The 25,390-nt window shown below is 42.5% G+C and carries 23 protein-coding genes and 1 riboswitch; of the genes, 22 read left to right on the plus strand and 1 reads right to left on the minus strand.

Features of this window, described 5'->3' with window-relative positions; genetic code table 11:
• Window positions 1–30 precede the first annotated feature (30 nt).
• The 14 genes from zapA to AC1DIV_RS04535 all read left to right on the plus strand — a co-directional run bounded on the left by zapA (window position 31) and on the right by AC1DIV_RS04535 (window position 17,083).
• On the plus strand, window positions 31–291 hold the full coding sequence (zapA, locus tag AC1DIV_RS04470) for a cell division protein ZapA (RefSeq protein ID WP_048678967.1): 261 nt from the start codon (window positions 31–33) through the stop codon (window positions 289–291).
• 4 nt (window positions 292–295) lie between these two features.
• Window positions 296–841: a CvpA family protein gene (locus tag AC1DIV_RS04475; RefSeq protein WP_477575846.1), complete on the plus strand. Its 546-nt coding sequence runs from the start codon at window positions 296–298 to the stop codon at window positions 839–841.
• Between the two features lie 212 nt (window positions 842–1,053).
• Window positions 1,054–2,772 (plus strand): DNA polymerase/3'-5' exonuclease PolX, encoded by a 1,719-nt coding sequence (gene polX, locus AC1DIV_RS04480; protein ID WP_063590478.1) that lies wholly within the window; start codon window positions 1,054–1,056, stop codon window positions 2,770–2,772.
• A gap of 35 nt (window positions 2,773–2,807) precedes the next feature.
• Window positions 2,808–5,162 (plus strand): endonuclease MutS2, encoded by a 2,355-nt coding sequence (locus AC1DIV_RS04485; RefSeq protein WP_477575848.1) that lies wholly within the window; start codon window positions 2,808–2,810, stop codon window positions 5,160–5,162.
• Window positions 5,163–5,227: 65 nt separating this feature from the next.
• Window positions 5,228–5,635, plus strand: a complete 408-nt coding sequence (locus AC1DIV_RS04490) for a DUF350 domain-containing protein (protein WP_034309012.1) — start codon at window positions 5,228–5,230, stop codon at window positions 5,633–5,635.
• A 209-nt stretch (window positions 5,636–5,844) separates the two neighbouring features.
• Window positions 5,845–6,603, plus strand: coding sequence for a GNAT family N-acetyltransferase (locus AC1DIV_RS04495; protein ID WP_477575850.1), 759 nt, complete (start codon window positions 5,845–5,847; stop codon window positions 6,601–6,603).
• Window positions 6,604–7,796: 1,193 nt separating this feature from the next.
• Window positions 7,797–9,494 (plus strand): long-chain-fatty-acid--CoA ligase, encoded by a 1,698-nt coding sequence (locus AC1DIV_RS04500; RefSeq protein ID WP_477575852.1) that lies wholly within the window; start codon window positions 7,797–7,799, stop codon window positions 9,492–9,494.
• Window positions 9,495–9,696: 202 nt separating this feature from the next.
• Complete coding sequence (locus AC1DIV_RS04505) at window positions 9,697–10,284, plus strand: TetR/AcrR family transcriptional regulator (RefSeq protein WP_048689000.1); 588 nt, start codon at window positions 9,697–9,699, stop codon at window positions 10,282–10,284.
• Between the two features lie 125 nt (window positions 10,285–10,409).
• Entirely contained in the window at window positions 10,410–11,183 is a 774-nt protein-coding gene (locus AC1DIV_RS04510) for an enoyl-CoA hydratase (RefSeq protein ID WP_095390741.1), read from the plus strand.
• 122 nt (window positions 11,184–11,305) lie between these two features.
• Window positions 11,306–12,079, plus strand: coding sequence for an electron transfer flavoprotein subunit beta/FixA family protein (locus AC1DIV_RS04515; protein WP_048689004.1), 774 nt, complete (start codon window positions 11,306–11,308; stop codon window positions 12,077–12,079).
• 69 nt (window positions 12,080–12,148) lie between these two features.
• Window positions 12,149–13,126, plus strand: coding sequence for an electron transfer flavoprotein subunit alpha/FixB family protein (locus AC1DIV_RS04520; protein ID WP_477575854.1), 978 nt, complete (start codon window positions 12,149–12,151; stop codon window positions 13,124–13,126).
• A 201-nt stretch (window positions 13,127–13,327) separates the two neighbouring features.
• A complete protein-coding gene (trxA, locus tag AC1DIV_RS04525) occupies window positions 13,328–13,648 on the plus strand; it encodes a thioredoxin (RefSeq protein WP_328113193.1) in 321 nt (106 codons plus the stop codon).
• Window positions 13,649–13,751: 103 nt separating this feature from the next.
• Window positions 13,752–15,524, plus strand: a complete 1,773-nt coding sequence (gene uvrC, locus AC1DIV_RS04530) for an excinuclease ABC subunit UvrC (protein ID WP_053535876.1) — start codon at window positions 13,752–13,754, stop codon at window positions 15,522–15,524.
• Between the two features lie 61 nt (window positions 15,525–15,585).
• Window positions 15,586–15,762, plus strand: a riboswitch (Lysine riboswitch).
• Between the two features lie 88 nt (window positions 15,763–15,850).
• Complete coding sequence (locus AC1DIV_RS04535; protein ID WP_477575856.1) at window positions 15,851–17,083, plus strand: aspartate kinase; 1,233 nt, start codon at window positions 15,851–15,853, stop codon at window positions 17,081–17,083.
• 63 nt (window positions 17,084–17,146) lie between these two features.
• Here the strand turns inward: AC1DIV_RS04535 and AC1DIV_RS04540 are convergent, their stop codons facing one another.
• Window positions 17,147–17,620 carry a YslB family protein gene (locus tag AC1DIV_RS04540; RefSeq protein WP_340877151.1) on the minus strand — a complete coding sequence of 158 codons (474 nt, stop codon included), beginning with the start codon at window positions 17,618–17,620 and terminating at the stop codon, window positions 17,147–17,149.
• A gap of 383 nt (window positions 17,621–18,003) precedes the next feature.
• On the opposite strand from AC1DIV_RS04540, the gene AC1DIV_RS04545 reads away from it, so the two are divergent.
• From AC1DIV_RS04545 to AC1DIV_RS04580, 8 genes are all read left to right on the plus strand, one after another.
• Window positions 18,004–18,612, plus strand: a complete 609-nt coding sequence (locus AC1DIV_RS04545) for a succinate dehydrogenase cytochrome b558 subunit (protein ID WP_034308986.1) — start codon at window positions 18,004–18,006, stop codon at window positions 18,610–18,612.
• Between the two features lie 70 nt (window positions 18,613–18,682).
• Window positions 18,683–20,434, plus strand: coding sequence for a succinate dehydrogenase flavoprotein subunit (sdhA, locus tag AC1DIV_RS04550; RefSeq protein ID WP_048689080.1), 1,752 nt, complete (start codon window positions 18,683–18,685; stop codon window positions 20,432–20,434).
• A gap of 17 nt (window positions 20,435–20,451) precedes the next feature.
• Window positions 20,452–21,225, plus strand: coding sequence for a succinate dehydrogenase iron-sulfur subunit (gene sdhB / locus AC1DIV_RS04555; RefSeq protein WP_048689018.1), 774 nt, complete (start codon window positions 20,452–20,454; stop codon window positions 21,223–21,225).
• Between the two features lie 264 nt (window positions 21,226–21,489).
• Window positions 21,490–21,954, plus strand: coding sequence for an acyl-CoA thioesterase (locus AC1DIV_RS04560; RefSeq protein WP_057276667.1), 465 nt, complete (start codon window positions 21,490–21,492; stop codon window positions 21,952–21,954).
• Window positions 21,955–22,076: 122 nt separating this feature from the next.
• Window positions 22,077–22,301, plus strand: coding sequence for a helix-turn-helix domain-containing protein (locus tag AC1DIV_RS04565; protein ID WP_028392149.1), 225 nt, complete (start codon window positions 22,077–22,079; stop codon window positions 22,299–22,301).
• A gap of 221 nt (window positions 22,302–22,522) precedes the next feature.
• A complete protein-coding gene (locus AC1DIV_RS04570; RefSeq protein WP_034308979.1) occupies window positions 22,523–22,966 on the plus strand; it encodes a MarR family winged helix-turn-helix transcriptional regulator in 444 nt (147 codons plus the stop codon).
• Between the two features lie 10 nt (window positions 22,967–22,976).
• Window positions 22,977–23,780 carry a glutamate racemase gene (racE, locus tag AC1DIV_RS04575; RefSeq protein WP_048689031.1) on the plus strand — a complete coding sequence of 268 codons (804 nt, stop codon included), beginning with the start codon at window positions 22,977–22,979 and terminating at the stop codon, window positions 23,778–23,780.
• 335 nt (window positions 23,781–24,115) lie between these two features.
• Entirely contained in the window at window positions 24,116–25,195 is a 1,080-nt protein-coding gene (locus AC1DIV_RS04580; protein ID WP_063594348.1) for a GerMN domain-containing protein, read from the plus strand.
• Window positions 25,196–25,390: the final 195 nt, after the last annotated feature.

The following is a 25,390-nucleotide window of genomic DNA, read 5'->3' on the forward strand; positions in this document are numbered from 1 at the left end:
ATTAGGATTGTTTAGATTGGGGGCATCATTTTGTCAGACGATAAACGAAATAAAACAACAGTTGATATATACGGACAGCCATATACAATCGTCGGCACAGAAAGCGCAAGTCATATGCGCCTGGTCGCTTCGATGGTTGACGAAAAAATGAGAGAGATCAGGATGAAAAATCCATACTTGGATACAAGCAAGCTAGCGGTGCTAACGGCCGTGAATACCATCCATGAATATATTAAATTAAAAGATGAACTAGACCAGCTTCAACTGGAATTAAAGAGAGAGAAGGACTGAGTACATGCTTGATTTAGCAATTCTGGCCATTCTTTTAATCGGTTTATTAATCGGTTTAAAGCGTGGCTTCATTTTACAAACGGTTCATATGACTGGGTTCATTGTAGCCTTCATCGTCGCCTATGTATTTTACGGAGATCTAGCTCCCAATTTGAAATTATGGATTCCGTTCCCAACGATGGGTGATTCCTCGACCCTTAATATGTTTTTCGATACAGTCGGGCTTGATACGGCGTATTACAATGCAATTGCCTTTGCAATCATTTTCTTTGCTGCCAAAATTCTTTGGCAAATGATAGGATCCATGCTTAATTTCATTACCCATCTACCGATATTAAAGCAGCTGAATCGCTGGGGCGGAGGGATATTGGGTTTTCTCGAAGTCTATCTTATCATGTTTATTATATTATATATAGCTGCCATGCTGCCAATGAATTCCATCCAGAAACCATTAACTGGCTCATTTCTGGCAGAATCGATCGTGAAACATACACCGTTCCTTTCCGAGCAAGTGAAGGAACTTTGGTTTCATGATGTAAAACAATCTTAATGTCAGTATAAGAGGGCCTGCCTCCCTTTCTCAAAGTCCTGGATTCCTATACTTTGAACACGGGGGAGGCCCCTTTTTATGTAGCGGCATGTAGCTTCCTTCTATTTGATTCGAAGGTTAAGAATCTGACTGCTTGTACTTTACCTCCAAGAAAGGTATCTTTAAGAAAGTGAACATGGGACACCCTACTAATTTTTTCGGCGGTGAATTAAGTGACAATTAATAAAAAAGATATCATTAAACTATTAGAAAAAATTGCAATATATATGGAACTAAAAGGAGAGAACCCGTTTAAGGTTTCAGCTTTCCGAAAGGCAGCGGGCGCCTTGGAAACGGATGACCGGAGCCTGACGGAGATCGAAGATTTTACCGCTTTGAATGGAATCGGGAAAGGAACGGCATCCGTAATCGAAGAGTATATAAATGAAGGGAAATCGACTGTACTTGAAGAGCTTCAGGAGCAGGTGCCAAAAGGATTGATTCCGCTTCTGCAGCTTCAAGGTTTGGGCGGTAAGAAAATTGCCAAGCTTCATAAAGAGCTGCATGTCAAAGACGTGAATGATCTTAAAATCGCCTGTGAGGAAGGCAGGGTCGCGGCGCTTGCCGGTTTCGGCAAAAAAACGGAAGAGAAGATCCTGTCTGCAATTGCCGAGGCTGGTTCAAGGCCCGATCGGCTGCCCCTAGCCTTCATGAGGCCGATTGCGGCTGATATTGAAACGGCCCTTGCTAACATGGATTACATCATCCGTTCTTCCAGGGCGGGCAGCATCCGGCGTATGAGGGAAACGATCAAGGACCTCGATTTCATCATTTCGACAGATCATCCCGAAGAGGTTAAGAATCAACTGCTTGCAATAAAAGGGATAAAACAGGTGATTGCGGCCGGTGATACAAAAGTATCGGTCGTGCTTGATTATGAATATGACATTTCTGTCGATTTCCGAATCGTCAAGGATAAGGAATTCATCACGACACTTCATCATTTTACAGGTTCGAAGGATCACAATGTGCGGATGCGCCAGCTTGCTAAAGATCGCGGAGAGAAAATCAGCGAATATGGGGTGGAAGTGACTGAAACCGGTGATGTATTGACGTTTGAAACGGAAGAACAATTTTATAATCATTTTGGCCTTCCTTTCATTCCGCCAGAAATACGTGAAGACGGAACGGAAGTGGAGCATTATGATGCTAATGAACCTCTCATATCTTTAGAGGCCATTAAAGGTGATCTGCATATGCATACCACATGGAGTGATGGAGCTCATACGATTGAAGAAATGATTGAAGCATGCCGTGCAAAAGGGTATCGATATATGGCCATCACCGATCATTCGCAATATCTGAAAGTGGCGAACGGCTTGACCGCTGAACGTTTACGTGAACAAAAACGGATCATCCATGAACTTAATGAAAAATACACTGACTTTACCGTTCTTTCCGGGATAGAGATGGATATACTTCCTGATGGGACACTTGATTATGACGATGAGCTGCTTGCAGAGATGGATTTGGTGATCGCATCGATTCACTCAAGCTTTTCACAGCCTCGGGAAACGATCATGGAGCGCTTAAAAACGGCTCTGAATAATCCGCATGTCGATATCATCGCCCATCCAACGGGAAGGATCATCGGCCGACGCACCGGATATGATGTGGATATAGAAATGCTGATCGAACTGGCCCGTGAAACGAATACGGCCTTGGAATTGAATGCGAATCCGAACCGGTTGGATTTGGCACCTCCGCATCTGCGCAAGGCTCAGGAAGCAGGCGTTCCGATCGTGATCAATACGGATGCCCATAGCATCGACATGCTTGAACATATGCCTGTGGGGGTCTCATCAGCCAAAAAGGGCTGGATTAAAGAATCCACGGTTCTTAATGCAAGGGATACGGATGGCTTATTGGCGTTTTTAAAGAGAAATGATTAACTATTTGCCCATAAATAAGGAGGAGCTTTAACTCCATGCATAATAAAGCTTTAAAGACATTGGAATTTCATAAAATAAAAGAACAATTAATCTCACACGCATCCTCATCCATTGGAAAAGAAAAGGCAGAGCAATTGATGCCTTCCACGGATTTTGAAGAAGTGTCGAGATGGCAGGAAGAAACAGATGAGGCTGCCAAAATCGTAAGGTTGAAAGGTAACTTGCCATTGGGCGGAATTTTCGATATCCGTCCACATGCAAAAAGGGCACAGATTGGCGGTATGCTCTCACCGATGGAACTGATGGAACTTGCGAGTACGATTCGTGCCGGCAGGATCTTAAGCCGTTTCTTCGAAGAAATCGCAGAGCAGGAAATTGATGTTCCGCTTTTAGCCGAATATATCGATTCCCTTCATCCATTGATTGATTTGCAGCAGGAAATTACGTATGCAGTAAGCGAACATGGCGAAGTGATGGATTCGGCCAGCGACAAGCTTCGTACCCTAAGAAACCAAATTCGGACGAACGAAAGTCGTGTAAGGGAAAAACTGGAAAGTATGATCCGTTCTTCCAATGCATCAACCATGTTATCCGATGCCATCATCACCATCCGGAATGACCGATTCGTCATCCCGGTAAAACAGGAATACCGGAGTGTGTATGGCGGGATCATTCATGATCAATCATCATCAGGGCAGACGCTGTTCATTGAACCGCAAGCAATCGTTCAGCTGAATAATGTCCTGCAGGAAACCCGAGTGAAGGAAACGCAGGAAATAGAACGGATATTGGTCGAACTATCGGAAAAAGTCGGTGCGTTCACCCCTGAATTGCTTCATAATGTCAAAGTGCTGGCACAAATCGATTTCCTTGTCGCCAAGGCAAAATATGCAAAAGCGATAAAAGGGTCCAAGCCGATTCTGAATAATGAGGGGCGCGTAAAATTATTCAAAGCGAAACACCCGCTCATTCCGAATGATGTCGTCGTGGCCAATGATATTTTTCTTGGTGATGAATTTACGACAATCGTCATCACCGGTCCGAATACAGGTGGTAAGACGGTAACCCTGAAAACGATTGGCCTCTGTACGTTAATGGCCCAGTCCGGTCTGCAGATCCCTGCGCTGGATGGTTCCGAAACGGCTGTGTTTTCCTCTGTTTATGCCGATATTGGCGATGAACAGTCGATTGAACAAAGCTTAAGTACATTCTCTTCGCATATGGTCAATATTGTCGATATCCTTAAGCATGTCGATTATGACAGTCTTGTTTTATTCGATGAGCTTGGAGCGGGAACTGACCCACAGGAAGGTGCAGCTTTGGCCATTTCCATTTTGGATGAAGTGTATAAGCGCGGAGCGCGTGTGATTGCAACGACACATTACCCGGAATTAAAAGCGTATGGATATGATCGGGAAGGCGTCATTAATGCAAGCGTCGAATTTAATGTGGAAACCTTGAGTCCCACCTATAAACTTTTAATCGGTGTACCAGGGCGGAGTAATGCGTTTGAAATTTCCAATCGCCTTGGTTTGGAAGAAAACGTGATCAGCAACGCCCGCAGCCATATTGGTGAGGATACGAATAAAGTTGAAAATATGATAGCGTCCCTTGAAGACAGCCGCAAGAAGGCTGAAGAAGAGGAACTGGAAGCCAAGAATCACCTGAAACAGGCGGAAATTCTTCATAAAGACCTTCAAAAGCAAATTGATGAGTACCATCAAGAACGGGATGCGATGGTTGAAAAGGCAGCAAAAGAGGCAGCGGCAATCGTTGAAAATGCACAAAGGGAAGCGGAAGCGATCATTGCCGACTTACGTAAACTGCGACTTGAAAAGCATGCCGATGTTAAAGAGCATGAACTGATCGATGCCAAAAAACGGCTTGAAGAAGCAGCGCCTAAAGTGAAGAAAACAACAAATAAAGCGGCGAAGCCGCTGGATAAAAGCTTGAAACCTGGAGATGAAGTAAAGGTCGTAAGCTTTGGTCAAAAAGGTCACTTGATTGAGAAGGTCTCAAATAATGAATGGCAGGTTCAGATCGGCATCATGAAAATGAAGGTGAAGGAGTCTGACCTGGAATTCATCAAGAGCACAAAAGTAAAAGAAACAAAGCCGCTTACCACGATCAAAGGCCGCGATTATCACGTTAGCGTCGAACTTGACCTTCGTGGAGAACGCTTTGAAAATGCCATATCAAGAGTGGAAAAATACGTTGATGATGCTCTTTTGGCCGGTTATTCGAGTGTCTCCATCATTCATGGTAAAGGGACGGGTGCTCTTCGGTCCGGGGTCCAGGAATACTTGAAAAATCACCGCTCTGTCAAAAGGATTCGCTTCGGCGAAGCCGGTGAAGGCGGAACAGGTGTTACGGTGGTGGAATTTAAATAAAGGAAAGCGGTCATTCCGGCAATTCAGCCAAGCCGGGTGGCTAGTTACCATTCGGGAGTTGGACCATGGAGAACATGTGGGAAAATGAATATGTATATATAGCTGCTCGTTACAGTGTCGTTATTCTGTGCATGATTGTTTTTTTAGCCATTTTTGAACTTGTCACAAAGTACAAGAACTGGGAGGAAATCAAACAGGGAAACCTTTCTGTCGCGTTGGCAACAGGTGGTAAAATTTTTGGGATCGCCTATGTATTCCAACAGTCCATTCTCCATCAGAATTCGCTTCTTACCATGATTGGCTGGGGCGTCTACGGTTTTGTCCTGCTGTTGATCGGTTATTTCATTTTTGAATTTATGACTCCTGGATTTAAAATAGATGAAGAAATACAAAAAGATAATCGGGCAGTTGGATTCCTATCGATGATCATATCAATCGCATTATCTTTTGTCATCGGAGCCGGAATTTCTTAATGCCCTTCATGAGAGGGAGTAAGCTGTGGAGAAACTTGCAAAAGTCTTAATAGTTTGTTGCGGTATCTTTTTTCTGTTTGGAATCATTTATATGACATTGTTCAACTGAAGCGGCCATTGTGCCGCTTCTTTTATTTGTTCTATTAAAAAAAATGGGGCGGCATGTATAATAATAATGGTCAAATAGACTTTTGGAGAGGAGGAGGAATATGGATCAGTCCAAATGGATACAGAAGATTGAAGAATTATCGCTGAATGCTTTACCCGCCATGCAAACGCAAATCTATGATGGATGGGTTATCCGATTTGCGGATGGATATACGAAACGGGCGAATTCCATCAGCCCCATCTATACATCGAATGAAAATGTGAAAAAGAAAATTTCGAATTGTGAACAATTATATTTTGCAAGGAATGATAAGGCCATGTACAAAGTGACTCCACAGGCAAACCCTATCAACTTGGATCGTGTACTGGAAGAGTCTGGGTATGCCCTTGAAGGAACAACAAGTGTCCAGGTATTGAATTTGGCAGATACAGAGTCACCGAATGAAACCAATGTCATAAAGTATGATCATTTACATGATGAATGGTTTCACGATTTCTGCCTGCTAAGTAATATTGATGATCATGATCAAACCATCCTGAAAAAGATGTTAGGGAATATCATTCCAAAAACATGCTTTATGTTGTTGACTGATGAAGGCGGAACCGTGACAGCAAGTGGACTGGGTGTTTTGGAAGACGAATACATAGGCCTGTACAATATCATTACCCATGAAAACTTTCGAAACCAAGGCAATGGTGCAATTCTCATTCGTAATCTATTGCATTGGGGTAAAGAAAATGGAGCAAAAAATGCTTATCTTCAGGTGATAGAAACGAACGCAACTGCTTTAAGCTTGTACGGAAAATTGGGGTTTGAAGAAAAATATAAGTATTGGTATAGAATTAAAACCAAGAAGTAGAACGCCTCTTTTCAGTAGACGACAAAAGAGGATCGGAATGCTCTCACCCCGATCTGTGACTTAAAGAAAATTTGAAAACCCTTTACTTGAGGGGGTGTAAAATTTGAGCGTTGATTTCCACTCCAGGCACTCGCTTTCCGCGGGCGGTCGGGGAGCCTCCTCGGCTTGCGACTGCGGGGTCTCCCCTAGACACGCTTTTCCCGCAGGAGTCTCATACCTTCCGTTCCAATCAACTTTGTTTTATTTAGATAGAACCCTTTTGTTCAAAACTAGATAATAATTGTTTGCCGACAGTTTTTTTCTGGTTTTGTAAAATGGGAACGTTGATTTCCACTCCAGGCACTCGCTTTCCGCGGGCGGTCGGGGAGCCTCCTCGGCTTTGCGCCTGCGGGGTCTCCCCTAGACACGCTTTTCCCGCAGGAGTCTCGTACCTTACGTTCCAATCAACTTTGTGTTTTAAAAGAAAAAACTGCAGGCCAGGCTCTTCTAAACCATGTTTAAGACTAGTTTATCCTTCATGTTTTTTTAACTATAATCCTCAATCGATTGAAGAAATTTGCGACACTCCTTCCGGATAACTGGCTAGACGAGACACCGCAGACGCTTGCGTCGAGGAGGCTTGGCAGACAGTCGGCGGAAAGGGAACGGATTTCTGAAATCAAATGGAACTTTTTTAAATAGAAATATTGTAGGGAAACTGGCTCTTCTTCTCTAACTCGTCTACAGTCTTGCGGTTCCATCAATTTTCCGGCAAAAGGAGTTCCGAATTGCTCTCGCCCGAACCAAAATTTTAAAAGTAAACTAGATTATCCTTCATAGTTTTTTACAGTATTCCTTAAAGGATGGAAGAAATGTGCGACACTCCTGCCGAATAAATGGCAAGCCGAGACCCCAAAGGCGCTTGCTTTGATGAGGCTTGGCAGACAGTCGGCGGAAAGGGAGCGGATTTCTGAAATCAGCTGGAACTTTTTTAAAAGAAAAAATGAGGGTAAAAGGGTTGTCTACATTCTGAAATGAGTTTTGTTTCCCTTTTATATGTTTCATCCAATATTCCCTGTGGTTGGTATAGGATATATTTACTATCCTGCTTCTCATCGTAAGGTCTTTATACTCTGAAATTCGGCAATTGTAAGAAAATCCCGATTGTATTATAATGATTAAGAGTATTGAGAATATTCAGAAGGAGGGGGCAAATGAGCAATAAGCCATGGCAAGCTATTTATCCGGAACAAATACCCGCTGTTTTGTCGTATGAAGATAAACCTCTTTATTCTTTTTTGAAGGAATCAGCCGAAGAATTCCCTGATAAAGTATCGATTCATTTCCAGGGAAAAGAATTAACTTTCCGGGAAGTGCATGAATCTGCTTTAAAGTTTGCAGCCTATTTAAAAAGTATCGGGCTTCAAAAAGGTGAACGCGTTGCTGTCATGCTTCCTAACTGCCCTCAAGGTGTCATAAGCTTTTTTGGGATATTGATGGCCGGAGGAGTCGTGGTTCAAACGAACCCAACCTATACTGAACGTGAATTAGAATATCAAATGAAAGATTCCGGAGCGAAAATGATTTTGGCGATGGATATTTTATTTCCCCGTGTTTCTGCAGTGGCATCAAGAACGGATATTGAACATATAATTGTAACCGCTATCAAGGAATATTTGCCATTCCCGAAAAATCTTATCTATCCTTTTATTCAAAAAAAGCAATACGGCATTGTCATCAATGTGGAGCATGAAGGGAATCATCATTTATTTTCCGAAATCATGAAAAGAAAGATCACTGAAGAAGTCACTGTGCCGATCGATGTGGATAATGATCTTGCCCTTTTACAATATACAGGTGGGACTACAGGCTTTCCCAAAGGAGTCATGCTTACCCATAAGAACTTGCTGGCAAATACGAAAATGTGTAATGCATGGCTTTATAAAAATAAGCGCGGTGAGGAAAGGATCCTTGCGATTCTGCCTTTCTTCCATGTGTACGGTATGACTACGGTCTTGGTTCTTTCGGTCATGGAAGGGAACACCATGATCATCATGCCAAAGTTTGATGTCGAAGCGACGCTTAAAACCATCCAAAAACAGAAACCGACCATGTTTCCAGGAGCGCCAACGATGTATATCGGCCTCTTGAACCATCCGGATATCGCTAAATATGATCTTTCTTCCATCAATGCCTGTATTAGCGGTTCTGCATCATTGCCCTTAGAGGTTCAAGAGCAGTTTGAGAAAATTACCGGCGGGAAGCTTGTTGAAGGCTATGGACTTTCTGAAACCTCACCTGTGACACATGCAAATTTCATTTGGGATCAGCCGCGTGTAAAAGGAAGCGTTGGACTGCCGTGGCCGGACACTGACTCGGCGATCCTGTCCCTGGAGTCCTATGAAGAGCTTCCTCCGAATGAAATAGGCGAGATTGCCATAAAAGGACCACAGGTAATGAAAGGTTATTGGAACCGTCCGGATGAAACGGAAAAAACCTTTAAAAATGGCTGGCTGCTTACTGGCGATCTGGGTTATATGGATGAGCAGGGGTTCTTTTATGTCGTCGAGAGGAAAAAGGATACAATCATTGCCGGCGGTTTCAATATATATCCACGTGAGGTGGAAGAGGTGCTATACGAGCATGAGGCCATACAGGAAGTAGTTGTGGCAGGCATCCCTGACCCTTATCGAGGAGAGACCGTCAAGGCCTTTGTCGTCCTGAAAAAAAATGCCAAGGTCACTGAAGAGGAATTGAATGAATTTGCCAGAAAGAACCTGGCTTCGTATAAGGTACCGCGAAGCTATGAATTCAGGGATGAACTTCCTAAAACGACGATAGGAAAGATCCTGAGAAGAGTCCTTATCGAGGAGGAAAAGAAAAAAATATCCGAGGAAAGAAAAGAAGCTTAATCAAGCACCCCCTTTTAACGGAGCAGCGGAAGAAGGCTCCGTTTTGCAGAACAGCTGGACAAGCTATGGATGGTGACTGTACAATGAACAGAAGTGGAATGTAGGGATCCTTAAATAAGTTTTTGCTTGACAGTAAAGGGTCATCATTTTATGATAGAAATATGAATGATGGTTCATTCATTTTTCTGAAAGGGGACATCCAGTGAAAAGCAACAGACCAAAGTATAATCAAATTATTGATGCGGCCGTTATTGTCATTGCCCAAAACGGTTACTATCAAGCCCAAGTATCCAAAATCGCCAAGCAGGCAGGCGTAGCGGATGGCACCATATATCTTTATTTTAAAAATAAAGAAGATATCTTAATATCATTATTCCATGAAAAGATGGGCTATTTTGTGGAACAGATCGAAGAAGAGATAAAAGGAAAGAGCACTGCTTCGGAAAAACTGCATGTGCTCATCCAAAAACATTTTAAAAACCTTTCAGAAGACGTGAATTTAGCAATTGTCACTCAGTTGGAATTAAGACAGTCGAATAAAGAATTGCGCCTTAGGATTAATGATGTGTTAAGAGGGTATTTAAATTTAATCGATCAGATCATTATAGAAGGAAAAGAGAACGGCGAATTCCTGCCTGATTTAAATAATTTACTTGCCAGGCAGATGATTTTTGGAACGATTGATGAAACTGTGACGACTTGGGTCATGAATGAGCAAAAGTATTCGCTTCCTGACCTTGCACCAGACGTTCACCGCCTGCTGATTGGCGGCTGTGGCCTGAAAAGTTAACGATTTAAATAGAGGATGGCAAGCCATCCTCGAAAGAATCGGTTAATTCTGCTTCTAGCTTTAACTGGAAGTGATACATATAGAATTTTCAAAAAAGTTTGACTAGTATGCCTGGAGGGATTGATATGGAATATCTTAAGCTTTCTGTCGAAAATCATGTGGCTTTTATAACGATTGATCATGCACCAGCAAATGCACTTTCTTCGGCTATCATCGGAGAGCTTTCACAGGCATTCGATCAAATTGAGAAAGACGAAGCCGTACGGGTTGTCCTTCTTCATGGTGAAGGAAGATTCTTCTCTGCAGGAGCGGACATTAAAGAGTTTACGGAAGTGAAAAACGGGAAAGCCTTCGAGAAGCTGACCAAGAATGGTCAATCTGTATTTGAGAAAATCGAATCTTTTCCAAAACCGGTCATTGCAGCCATCCATGGAGCGGCGCTTGGCGGAGGATTGGAGCTGGCTATGGCCTGCCACATCCGTTTGGTCACCGAAAGGGCTAAACTTGGTTTGCCTGAGCTGCAGTTGGGCTTAATCCCCGGGTTTGCTGGGACCCAACGTCTTCCTCGTTACGTAGGCATGGCAAAGGCAGCTGAAATGCTGTTTACAAGTGAACCGATTTCAGGCACCCAAGCTGTGCAATGCGGATTGGCGAATCATGCCTTCACGGATGAAGAACTGATTCCAAAAGCTAAGGATCTAGCCAATAAAATTGCCAAGAAGAGCCCACTGGCATTAAAGTCGGCCATTGAGTTATTGAATTATTCCAAGCATGATTCCTACCATAAAGGTGTGGAAAGGGAAGCTGCCCTCTTTGGCCAGGCTTTCGATACTGCTGATGCACAAGAAGGAATCGCCGCTTTCATTGAAAAAAGGGAAGCTGTATTCAAAGGGAAATGATGTTTCGGTTTAAATAACTATTTTTATATATCATGCAGGATTTTGGTGAAATCTGTAGAACATTACTATATATCAATAAAATTCATAATCTTCAAAACTCAAATTATTCGGGAGGTATTATCGTGAACATTTATGTACTGCTGAAAAGAACATTTGATACAGAAGAAAAAATTACACTATCCAACGGGAAAATCAATGAGGATGGAGCAGAATTCATCATTAATCCATACGATGAGTATGCAGTTGAAGAAGCAATCCAGGTGCGTGATGCACAAGGCGGCGAAGTAACGGTTATTTCTGTCGGAACGGAAGAGGCTGAAAAGCAATTACGCACAGCGCTGGCAATGGGTGCTGACAAAGCTGTATTGATAAATATAGAAGACGACATAGAAAATGGCGACCAATTCACGACTGCCAAAATTATTGGCGAATACTTAAAAGATAAAAACGCCGATCTAATCATTGCAGGGAACGTTGCAATCGATGGCGGCTCCGGTCAAGTGGGACCACGCGTTGCCGAAATTTTGGAGATTCCTTATATTACAACCATTACTAAATTGGACATAGAAAATGGAAATGTAAGCGTTATCCGTGATGTCGAAGGTGACTCTGAAACGATCGAAGCCTCTCTTCCATTATTGGTGACAGCGCAACAAGGGCTAAATGAGCCACGTTATCCTTCATTGCCAGGAATCATGAAGGCAAAGAAAAAACCGCTTGAAGAATTGGAATTGGATGACCTGGATTTGGAAGAAGACGATGTTGAGGCCAAAACAAAAACGATTGAAATTTACCTTCCTGCTAAAAAAGAAGCTGGAAAAGTTTTGGACGGGGAAATCAGTGCTCAAGTTACCGAGCTTGTTCAATTATTACGCAGTGAAGCAAAAGTGATTTAATCGAAACGGTACTTTTCAAAACAACAACACACGACAAAAAGAAAAATAGAGCACAGGAGGTTTTTATAAATGGCTAGAAAGTTTCTTGTATTGGGCGAAGTTCGTGATGGTTCACTAAGAAATGTATCATTTGAAGCTATCGGTGCGGCTAAGCTTGCTGCGGATGGCGGGGAAATCGTTGGTGTTTTAGTTGGTGACAGCGTTCAGAATTTCGGTAATGAATTGATCCAGTATGGTGCAGACCGGGTTATTGCAGTCGAAAATGATCAATTGAAACAATATACTTCAGATGGATATGCGCAAAGCTTGCTTGCCGTCATCGGGCAGGAAAAGCCGGAAGGGATTTTCTTTGGACATACGGCCTTAGGAAAAGATCTTGCACCTAAATTGGCTGGAAAACTTGAATCAGGATTGATTTCCGACGTTACATCCATTGAAGAAGAAGGCGGAAATATCGTTTTCACCCGCCCGATATATTCTGGTAAAGCGTTTGAAAAGAAAATTGTTACAGCTGGCGTGATTTTCGCGACAATCCGTCCGAACAATATCGAACCATTAGCGAAAGATGAGTCCCGTTCTGGTGATGTTTCTACATTAAGTGTGGATATTAAGGACTTACGGACAATCATTAAGGATGTTGTTAGAAAAGCCAGTGAAGGGGTCGACCTTTCAGAAGCGAAAGTAATCATCGCGGGTGGCCGTGGCGTGAAAAGTGAAGATGGTTTTGAACCATTAAAGGAACTGGCACAGGTTCTTGGCGGAGCGGTAGGAGCTTCCCGAGGAGCATGTGATGCAGACTATTGCGATTACTCATTACAAATCGGGCAAACGGGTAAAGTCGTAACACCTGACCTTTATATCGCCTGCGGAATTTCCGGTGCAATCCAGCATTTAGCGGGAATGTCCAACTCCAAGGTTATCGTTGCCATCAATAAAGACCCGGAAGCTAACATATTCAATGTGGCTGATTATGGAATTGTCGGAGATCTTTTCGAAGTCGTTCCATTGCTTACGGAAGAATTCAAAAAACTTAAAGTTAACGCGTAAAAGAAATAATACAGATGAGGGGCAAGACATTCGGCATAAGCCGATACATGTCTTGCCCCTTTATTTGCGCTACTGGGGAGGGTTTTTGGCCTGCATAATCACTCTTTTTTTGGACATCCTACCACTGAAGCAAAATATTAGCATCGATTTGAGCAACAGTGGTATACTGTTTTTAGTTATTTGAGTAAATTTGAGGAGGAAATATATATGGCTATTGTAAATGCAACTGACCAAACTTTCACAACAGATACTAGCGAAGGTGTCGTTCTTGTAGACTTTTGGGCTCCATGGTGTGGACCTTGTAAAATGATCGCTCCTGTTCTTCAAGAGCTTGATACTGAAATTGGCGATACAGCAAAAATCGTAAAAGTGGATGTAGATGAAAACCAAGAAACAGCTGGAAAATTCGGTGTGATGAGCATCCCGACATTAATCGTCCTTAAAGACGGTGAAGTGGTCGATAAGGTTGTTGGTTTCCAACCTAAAGAAGCACTTGCTGAACTTATTGCAAAACACGCGTAATAGTAAGTTAGCTAAAAAAAGCTTCAAGTCTGCGGACTTGAAGCTTTTTTCGCTATCTTGATATATAATGATTGTAAAAATGGGAGAACAGGAGGCTGAATGCATGAATCAACAAATAAAGAATAAACTTGCCCTTCTTCCCGATCAACCTGGTTGTTATTTAATGAAAGATCGTCAGGGAACGATCATATATGTAGGCAAAGCGAAAGTGTTGAAAAATCGTGTCCGTTCTTATTTTACGGGATCTCATGATGGGAAAACATTTCGACTCGTGAACGAGATTGAGGATTTCGAATACATCGTCACCTCTTCCAATATCGAGGCTCTTATTTTAGAGTTGAACTTAATCAAAAAACATGACCCAAAATATAATGTCATGCTAAAGGATGATAAGACGTATCCTTTCATCAAGCTGACTGCGGAACGCCACCCGCGTCTAATCATTACGCGAAAGGTCAAAAAAGACAAAGGGAAATATTTTGGTCCTTATCCGAATGCATTTGCAGCTAACGAAACGAAAAAATTGCTCGACCGCATCTATCCCCTAAGAAAATGCAATACGTTACCGGATCGCGTTTGTCTCTACTATCACCTTGGCCAGTGCCTTGCCCCATGTGTATATGATGTAGAGGAACAGGAATATAAAAAAATGGTCGATGATATCAACCGGTTCTTGAACGGCGGGCATACTGAAATAAAAAAAGAACTGACTGAAAAAATGCTGGAGGCATCGGAAGAGCTCGATTTCGAGAGGGCCAAGGAGTTCCGTGACAAGATTGCCCACATCGATATTACGATGGAAAAGCAGAAAATGATGACGACCGATTTCATCGACAGGGATGTATTTGGCTTTGCCTATGATAAAGGCTGGATGTGCGTTCAGGTATTTTTTGTCCGGCAGGGTAAATTGATAGAAAGGGATGTTTCGCTTTTTCCGGTCTACGATGAACCGGAACAGGAACTTCTTACATTCCTCGGTCAGTTTTACGAGATTACGAACCACTTTAAACCAAAGGAAATCTTGCTGCCAGAATCTGTGGATGCCGAAATGGCCGAAGGGCTGCTTGGTGTCAAAACGATTCACCCGAAACGGGGAGCGAAAAAAGACATGCTTAAATTGGCGAATAAAAATGCCTCCATCGCCCTTCAGGAAAAATTCTCTTTGATTGAAAGGGATGAAGAAAGAACGATCAATGCGGTGGAAAACCTCGGGAAACAACTGGGTATCTACACCCCGCATCGAATTGAAGCTTTTGATAACTCCAATATCCAGGGAAGTGACCCCGTTTCCGCTTTAGTCGTGTTCATTGATGGGAAGCCGGAAAAAAGAGAGTACCGCAAATATAAGATCAAGACGGTCCAGGGACCTGATGATTATGAATCGATGCGTGAAGTGGTCAGAAGAAGATATTCACGAGTATTGAAAGAAGGGCTGCCGCTTCCGGACTTGATCATCATTGATGGCGGAAAGGGACATGTCGAAGCGGTAAGGGATATTCTGGAAAATGAATTAGGCTTGGATATTCCACTTTCAGGCCTCATTAAGGATGAAAAGCATAGAACCTCGCAATTGATGATCGGAAATCCGCTTGAACTTGTACCTCTTGATTCAAGGAGCCAGGAATTTTACCTATTGCAAAGAATTCAGGATGAAGTGCATCGGTTCGCGATTACGTTTCATCGCCAGCTACGCGGGAAAAATGCGGTTCACTCCCAGCTTGATGATATTCCAGGAGTCGGGGAAAAGCGAAGGAAGCAATTATTAAGGCATTTTGGATCATTGAAGAAAATCAAAGAGGCGACGGCCGAGGAAATCATGGAAGCTGGCATGCCAAAAGGGGTAGCCGAGGGAATCGTTAGAAAATTACAAGAATAATCTTGCTACCGATAAATCTCTATGCTATGATTAAAAGGAATTTTTAACTAGACAACTTAAAAGTGCTGATAGAGGTGCGGAATTCAAGAGTAAAAACCTGGAGAAGTATGAGCTTCCATGAAAGGTTTTGAAAGGGGACGCCGCCGAAGGAAGACAAGACTCATACCTTGTCCTCCTGGTCCGACATTTAAGAAATGGCGGATTGTCAGGGTTTATACCCTGGAGAGCTATCTCACTGTGTTTACAGTATTAGATATGTGACCACAGCAATGAGATATTTCTCATTGCTTTTTTTATTGCCTAAAAAGTAGAGAGGGTGCATGAGGATGGCATTAATCGTTCAAAAATTCGGCGGAACATCCGTCGGTAGCGTAGAAAAAATCAAAAATGTTGCCAATCGGGTAATCGAGGAAGCGGAGAATGGAAATGAGGTGGTCGTCGTTGTTTCAGCTATGGGGAAAACAACGGACCAATTGGTTTCCATGGCGCGTGATATTTCCGGATCCCCGAGCAAGAGGGAAATGGATATGCTATTGACGACTGGGGAACAAGTAACGATTTCCCTGTTAACGATGGCATTGATTGAAGAAGGACATGAAGCCATTTCGTATACTGGCTGGCAGGCTGGCATGCAAACGGAATCCGTTCATGGGAATGCCCGGATTTTAAACATCGATGCCACGAGGATCCAAGCTCAGCTTCAGGAGAAGAAAATAGTGGTGGTAGCCGGTTTCCAGGGTAACGATGCAAATGGGGAAATCACTACCTTAGGGCGAGGAGGATCCGATACGACGGCGGTTGCCATCGCTGCAGCGCTGAATGCGGATAGATGCGATATTTATACGGATGTAACGGGTGTTTTCACAACGGACCCACGCTCCATAAAAGGCGCGCGAAAACTCCAATCCATTTCTTACGATGAAATGCTGGAACTTGCCAACCTGGGGGCGGGGGTCCTTCACCCAAGGGCTGTCGAATATGCAAAAAATTATCAAATTCCGCTTGAAGTCCGTTCAAGCATGGAGAGAGAATCAGGTACGATCATAGAGGAGGAAGCAACTATGGAAGAAAACTTAATTGTACGCGGCATTGCTTTTGAAGACAGTATTACGAGGGTCACAATATATGGTTTGCCCCAATCACTTGGTGCATTATCCACAATCTTCACGACGCTTGCGAAAAACCGGATCAATGTGGACATCATCATTCAAAGCATGACTGCCGAGGATACGACGAATCTATCTTTTTCCACAAAAAGTGAAGATACGGAAGCGGCCTTGATCGTGCTGGAAAATAATAAAGAACAATTGGGGTTCGACCGAGTCGAAACGGAGAGCGGGTTGGCCAAAGTGTCCATCGTCGGTTCTGGTATGGTATCCAATCCGGGAGTGGCTGCCGAAATGTTTGAAGTGATGGCCAATACAGGCATCCAGGTGAAAATGGTCAGCACATCGGAAATTAAAGTTTCGACCGTCGTCAATGAAAAGGAAATGGTGAAGGCGGTTGAATCCCTTCATGAAGCATTTAAACTTGGTCAGCATGCAAATGTGCTAGCTTAAGTGTCAGGAGTCCAATAAAAAACAGACTTCCGGTAAAAAGGGTAAGTCTGTTTTCAGGGCTCATTAGATTGGATCTCTGGGATCCCATTGGATGGTGAATATCACTTTTTTTGCGCGGCGTTTGATTTCTTCCGTTGATTCGCTGAGGAATTTTTTTTGCAGTGTAAACTGCTCGGCAAGGAAACCGGCTTCAAGTTGGAAGTGACAATCAGGGTGTAAATCCAAACGGCGGCTGATTATTTCACCTGTCAGGGATAATTCCATCTCGTGTTTCGTATATTTCAAGATTTCCAGATTGCCCCATCCAGCGTTTTGGAAGAATTCAATCACTTCCTGATCGCCATTCAATGGGAATTTTCTTGCTAATTGTTTACCTGCCCAATAGAGGATTTGATTAGAGTCTTTTCCGAGAATATCGTTCAATAGAACTTCTCTGATTAATTCGTATCCGAAAGCTGGAACTTGGAATTCTTCAGTTGTTTGAATTTCTTCAGTTTGAATCTCTTCTTCTATCGCAGCAGCAATATTTTTTTTCATAATTTATCGCCTCTTTCTGTAAATCTATTATAAACGTATTTCTTTTGCAAATTATACTGTTTTTTATTTATTTAAATCACAATTGGAAAAAAATGAGAAATTATACCGGGATATTAATAGTTAAATTAGAAATTTCTTCAAAATATCATCTTGACAAACAAAAAATAGCCAATATAATCCAATAAAATCTATTCTGAAAAAGAGATTTCTTGTATCCGTTTTCTTGACGCACATAGAAGTCAGGAGTAAAATGGACATGTCACATAATTGTAAAGGAAGTATAGAGGAGTTTTTTGACTCTATACTGTATTTTCACGCGGAGATAAAAGGTAGCCACCAGTTTATCTTTGCATGATTTTTCACAAATTAAGGGGGGGCACTTAGTGGCAAAAAATCGTGAGTTTGGGAATCGCAGGCTTCATTCACTTCTAGGAGTAATTCCAATTGGTCTATTCCTAATTTTTCATTTATCGGTAAACTTTATGGCAACAAAAGGAGAAGAAACTTTTAATGGGGCAGTTCATTTAATTGAGTATACGCCCGTGAAGATTTTGGTAGAATGGGTCGTCATCTATCTACCGCTCATTTTCCATGCTGTGTACGGAATTTATATTGCCTTTACAGCAAAAAACAATTTAGGCAGATTTAGTTTCTTCCGTAACTGGATGTTCATGCTGCAACGCCTAACTGGAATCATAACGTTGATTTTCCTTGTTTGGCATATATGGGCAACTAGAATTCAAGCAGCTATGGGTGCTGAAGTTAACTTTGACATGATGGCAGAGATTTTCTCTAGTCCATTCATGATTGTGTTCTATATTGTTGGTATTATCTCGGCAATCTTCCACTTTGCTAATGGATTATGGTCATTTGCTGTGAGCTGGGGTCTTACAGTTTCACCAAGATCGCAAAGAATCATGACTTACTTTACATTGATCGTTTTCGTTCTTCTTTCTTATATCGGAATCAGCGCAATTTTCGCATTCGTATAAGAAGATAGAGTTCATTTATAAGAATTAGGAAAAACATAGCTTGGCTAATGGAAATAAGGGAGTGACAGAATTGGGTAAAGGTAAAATAGTTATCGTTGGTGGAGGTCTAGCTGGATTAATGGCTACGATCAAAGCAGCAGAGCTGGGACAACAGGTTGATTTATTTTCTTTAGTGCCTGTTAAACGCTCTCACTCAGTTTGTGCCCAAGGCGGAATCAACGGGGCAGTAAATACAAAAGGTGAAGGGGATTCTCCATATATCCACTTCGACGATACAGTTTATGGCGGAGATTTCTTGGCTAACCAACCGCCGGTTAAAGCGATGTGCGAAGCAGCACCATCGATCATTCATATGTTTGACCGTATGGGTGTTATGTTCAACCGTACTCCGGAAGGTCTTCTTGATTTCCGTCGTTTCGGTGGTACTCAACATAGCCGTACAGCATTCGCTGGTGCAACAACTGGTCAGCAATTACTTTACGCATTGGACGAGCAGGTTCGCCGTTATGAAGTTGAAGGCCTTGTAACGAAATATGAAGGCTGGGAATTCCTTGGAGCTGTTATCGATGATGAGCAAACAGCACGCGGTATCGTAGCACAAAACCTGACTTCAATGGAAATCAAATCATTCCCTGGAGACGCAGTCATCATGGCGAGCGGCGGCCCTGGAATCATTTTCGGTAAATCAACGAACTCAATGATCAATACAGGCTCAGCAGCTTCCATCGTTTATCAGCAAGGTGTTAATTATGCTAATGGTGAGTTCATTCAAATTCACCCGACAGCAATCCCTGGCGATGACAAACTTCGTCTAATGAGTGAATCCGCTCGTGGTGAAGGTGGACGTATCTGGACATATAAAGACGGGAAACCTTGGTATTTCCTTGAAGAAAAATACCCTGCTTATGGTAATCTAGTACCTCGTGATATCGCGACTCGTGAAATCTTCGACGTATGTATGAACATGAAGCTTGGCATTAATGGTGAAAACATGGTTTACCTGGATCTATCACATAAAGATCCTAAATTACTTGATATTAAACTTGGCGGAATCATTGAAATCTACGAGAAATTCATGGGTGAAGATCCTCGTAAAGTTCCAATGAAAATTTTCCCTGCCGTTCACTATTCTATGGGCGGACTTTGGGTTGATTATGACCAAATGACTAACATCAAAGGTTTATTCGCTGCAGGTGAGTGCGATTATTCACAACATGGCGGTAACCGTCTTGGTGCCAACTCACTTCTTTCCGCAATCTATGGTGGTTCAGTCGCTGGACCGAACGCCGTTAAATATATTGAAGGCCTTGCTAAAACTTCAGAATCCATTCCTTCTTCATTGTATGAAGGGTACGAAAAACAAGAACAAGAGAAATGGAATGAAGTCATGTCTCTTGATGGTAACGAAAATGCGTACGTCCTTCACAAAGAACTTGGTGAGTGGATGACACAGCATGTTACTGTAGTTCGTTACAATGACAAGCTGAAAGAAACGGATAACAAGATTCTTGAGCTGATGGAACGTTACAAGAAAATTAACATCAATGACACGGCTAAATGGAGTAACCAAGGAGCTGCATTCACTAGACAGCTGCAAAACATGATGCAATTGGCTCGTGTAATCACAATTGGTGCATTAAACCGTGACGAAAGCCGCGGAGCGCATTACAAACCTGATTTCCCAGAACGTAATGATGAGGAATTCATGAAAACTACTATGGCAACATTCAAAGGCTTGGATCAAGCACCTGAATTCCATTATGAAGACATAGATGTATCACTGATCGCACCGCGTAAACGTGACTACACTACGAAACACTAAAGAGGGGGAGCAAAAAAATGGTTGAAACTAAATCTGAGACTAAAACAGTCCGTTTTATAATCACTCGTCAAGATACACCGGATTCAGCTCCTTATGATGAGGAATTCGAATTAGCGTACCGTCCGAATATGAACGTAATTTCCGCCCTAATGGAAATTCGTCGTAATCCAGTAACGGTACAAGGCAAGCACACTACAGCAATCGCATGGGACATGAACTGTCTTGAAGAGGTATGTGGTGCTTGTTCAATGGTTATCAATGGTAAACCAAGACAATCATGTACAGCTCTTATCGATCAATTGGAGCAGCCGGTTCGTCTAGCACCAATGCGTACATTCCCTGTTGTTCGTGACCTGCAAGTCGATCGCAGCCGTATGTTCGACTCATTGAAAAAGGTAAAAGCATGGATTCCAATCGATGGAACGTACAACCTTGGACCAGGACCGCGTATGCCAGAAAAGAAACGTCAATGGGCTTACGAGTTATCTAAATGTATGACTTGCGGTGTATGTTTGGAAGCTTGTCCGAACGTAAACAGCAATTCAGACTTCATGGGGCCACAACCATTATCACAAGTTCGTTTATTCAACGCACATCCAACTGGTGCAATGAACAAAGCTGAACGTTTAAATACGATCATGGGTGATGGAGGACTTGCAAACTGCGGTAACTCACAAAACTGCGTGCAGTCTTGCCCTAAAGGCATTCCATTAACGACTTCGATTGCTGCGTTGAACCGTGATACTACGATCCAACAATTCCGTAACTTCTTCGGCAGTGATGAAGTTTAATCATGAACATGAAAGAACCTGTATCTTATGATATGGGTTCTTTTTTTCATTGTTTTACATACACAGACTTGGTTGGGAATCGAGAGAATCATAAACGATTGATAACTGGGGTTGAAGTGTAAATCCAGCACCAGGCCAACTGTGAAGGATTTGTGAAGTGAGCTTGATAATTTACCCTGCTTTCAATAGAAAATCCTTTTCATTATCGTTGTTTTCTTATAAAATGAGTGAATAGTCATTCAATTCAGAAAGGGTGTGCACAAGTTGGGCAAAATATCATATATCGATAATATTACGGAGTGGATCAATGATTTTTCTTTTAAACATGAGATTAAGATCCGCTTTTCGGAAACTGATATGTTTGGGCACTTGAATAACACGATTCCTTTTACTTATTTTGAGGAAGCTCGGATTGAGTATTTCAACAGTATGGGGTTCATGAAGGATTGGACCTCGGCTGAATGCGGTGAGATGCCGGTTGTTGCCAATTTACAGTGTGATTACCTTAAGCAGATGTTTTTCAATGATCAATTGACAATCCATGTGAAAGCTGACCATATCGGGAATTCTTCAGTGGACCTACACTATATGGGGACTAAACAAGATGGTTCCATTTGTTTAACGGGCAGGGGGACGATTGTGCAAGTGTCCAAGGCCACTGGGAAGCCGGTACCTTGGACGGAAGACATGAAGCGTTCTATGCTGTATACTGTGCTGGAACATTCCTAAAAATATTTCCATTTAGACAAGTAAAAGAGTCACTCCATTGCCCCAGCCGACATACTATATCTTGACTAAATAGACACCCACTCCGGGTTTTATGCTGGTGAAGGCAAGGAGGGTAACATTACTTGAAGGAGAACGAATTCACTCATAAGCCATTACTCACCAAAAGAGAAAAAGAAGTATTTGAGTTACTAGTACAAGACAAAACAACAAAAGAAATCGCAGGTGAATTGTTTATTAGCGAAAAAACAGTTCGAAACCATATTTCGAATGCGATGCAGAAGCTTGGAGTTAAAGGACGTTCGCAGGCAGTCATAGAACTCCTTCGTATGGGAGAACTTAAGCTTTAATGTGTTAACTCTTAATACGTAAGCCTTATAAATAATTTCTCTCCCGTTCATTGGCAGCATATAAGGAAGGGCAAAACAATTTGGTTGTTTTGACTTCTTTGGATGCTGCTTATTTTTATGGCGGGGTTTCATTATGATTCCAGTCAATCAATCTTGAAAATCATTTCACTTTCATCCAAAATGGTAGTATGATAAGTTTCATGAAGTGGGGAGCTGTGTTTATGGATGAAGAGAAGCAGGCGGCATATGTAGCCGATATCGAGAAGGAATTGCGCTATGTATCGTCATGGCTTAAGCAAAGGGGAAGAGAAATTCTCCATGATTATAAAATTACCATTCCTCAATTCGTGGCTTTGCAATGGCTTTTTGAATCAGGGGACATGACGATTGGCGAATTGTCCACGAAGATGTTTCTCGCTTTCAGTACAACGACGGACCTGATTGACCGCATGGAGAAACATCAGCTTGTCCAGCGTGTCAGGGATGAAAAGGATCGGCGTGTGGTTCGAATTCACCTTCTTGAAGAAGGCGAACGGATAATCGAAGAAGTGATTAATAAACGGAGGCAGTACTTGAGTGGCGTGTTAGTCAATTTTAACGAATCTGACATCATGTCCCTCAAAGGGATTCTAGTAAAACTACATCAAGAAATGAAAGAAAAATGAGGCGAGTTTTTTGAAACAACCGATAGGCATCATTGATTCAGGAGTAGGCGGCTTGACAGTAGCTAAAGAAGTCATGCGTCAGCTTCCAAATGAAAATATAATTTACTTAGGTGATACAGCAAGATGCCCATATGGGCCGAGGACAAAAAAAGATGTCCAAACCTTCACATGGCAAATGACGAGATTTTTGATGAAGAAGGATATAAAAATGCTGATCATCGCTTGCAATACAGCAACTGCAGCTGTATTGGATGAAATCAGGGCTATACTTCCGATTCCTGTGTTGGGTGTCATACACCCAGGGGCAAGGGCGGCATTGAAAGTTTCTGATTCCTTGCATATTGGAGTTATCGGTACGGAAGGCACGGTAAAAAGCAAAGCTTATGACGATGCACTTGCTTCCATCAATTCCGATGTGAAAGTAGATAGTTTAGCATGCCCGAAATTTGTCCCGATCGTAGAAAGCGGGGAGTTTCAAGGGGGGATCGTCAATCGGGTCGTGGCACAAACCTTGAACCCGTTGAAGAAAACGAAGATCGATACACTGATCCTTGGCTGTACCCATTATCCACTGCTGGGGCCTGTAATCTCTTCTTATATGGGGGATGAAGTACAAGTCATTTCCTCTGGCGAAGAGACGGCCCGGGAGGCAAGTGTCATTTTGGATTACTATAAATTAATCAATAAAAGCAAGCTCCGTCCAGTTCATCGCTTTTATACAACCGGTTCAAGAGATATGTTTGGTTCCATCGCATCGAGCTGGCTCGGTATTCATGCCAATACCATCGAAACAATTAAAATCGATCACTTATAAGACTTCCATTAGGAAGTTTCAGACTGTAGACATACTCGATGAAAATGGAGTTTGTCTGCAGTTTTTTTTGCTTGTACATTTGGCCGTTGATTGGAGCGTCAGGCACTCGTTTTCCCCGCAGGTGGATGAAATGACCCTATCCATCATTCCGATTATACTTGGGGATGGGAGTCGATTGTTCCATTGAGGAAATCTCCCCAAATCCTAATGAAGCTAAAAAAGATGCATCAGTACAGGCAAATTGCCCAGCTCCATTATCGGAGGGAAAAATAATTGGTCTATTTTCCCCTAGGGCTCGTATAAATAGGAGTACAAACTGTCCTAGGAGTGATTTTATGTCCAATAAATCAAAAGTAACAATGGCTGTGACCATTCTGGCATCTTCTTTTTGGCTTTCAGGCTGCGGATTATTTGGCGGTGAAGAGAAAAAGGAAATTGATCCCCCGAAGGATGTTTCATTAGTCGAGGATGAATCTTCATTAAAAGAAACAGAAACGAATGGTGAGGAAAAGCCAGCGACTGAGGGAGAAGAAGGCGCTGTGGAATCGAAAACGGTGAAGACGGAGTTATATTTAATTGATAAAAGCGGGTATGTGGTTCCACAGACATTGGAACTTCCTAAATCGGAAGCTGTCGCTAAACAAGCCCTTGATTACCTTGTCAATAACGGACCAGTCACGGATAAACTTCCGAATGGGTTCAGGGCCGTCATTCCTGCCGATACCCAAATAAGCGTGAACATTAAAGACGGGGTGGCTGTGGCGGACTTTTCGCCGGAATTCAAAAACTATCAGAAAGAGGATGAACTTAAAATCCTTCAAGCCATCACATGGACCCTGACACAATTCGACTCGGTCGATAAAATCCAAATGAGAATCAATGGGGAAGATATTTCCGAAATGCCGGTCAATGGTACACCGATAGATGAAAATATCTCAAGGTCGTCAGGAATCAATATCGATACGAGTGACGTAGTCGACATTTCCAATACCAAAGCACTGACCGTTTATTATGTAGGCGGTGATGAGGAGTACACTTATTATGTTCCGGTGACGCGCAGGATCAGCGAAACGGTGTCTGATAATGTAACAGCAGTCATTCAGGAATTAACGAAGAGTCCTTCAGGTTCTAACCTGCAAACAGGGTTCATGAGTGATGTAGCTTTACTTGACGAGCCTAAAGTGGCAGAAGGTAAGGTCAGCCTGAATTTTAACGAAAATATCCTTGGAAGCTTTAAAGAGAAAAAGGTATCACAGGAGGTCCTTGATGCCTTGGTCCTTTCCTTGACGGAACAGAAAGGAATTGAAAGCGTTGAAGTGCAAGTGCAGGGCAGCGCAGATGTTCTTAATGAAGAAGGTAAGAAATTATCCGAACCAGTCGTCCGTCCAGAGAAAGTCAACACAGGCAGTTTTTAAATATATGTAGAAATAAAACAATGAGGCAGCTTGCAGCTGCCTCTTATTTTTTTGCCTCCGCCATTGAATGACCACGCTGTTAGAGAGTTGAAAGCTATACAGCCCCGAAGCAATTTCCCGTGTTGTGGGAAAGTTTTTACATAAATAAATTTTTAAAAGGGGAAATTACTTTTAAACATGTAATTAATGGGGGGG

Source organism: Peribacillus sp. 05N428 (assembly GCF_056397085.1).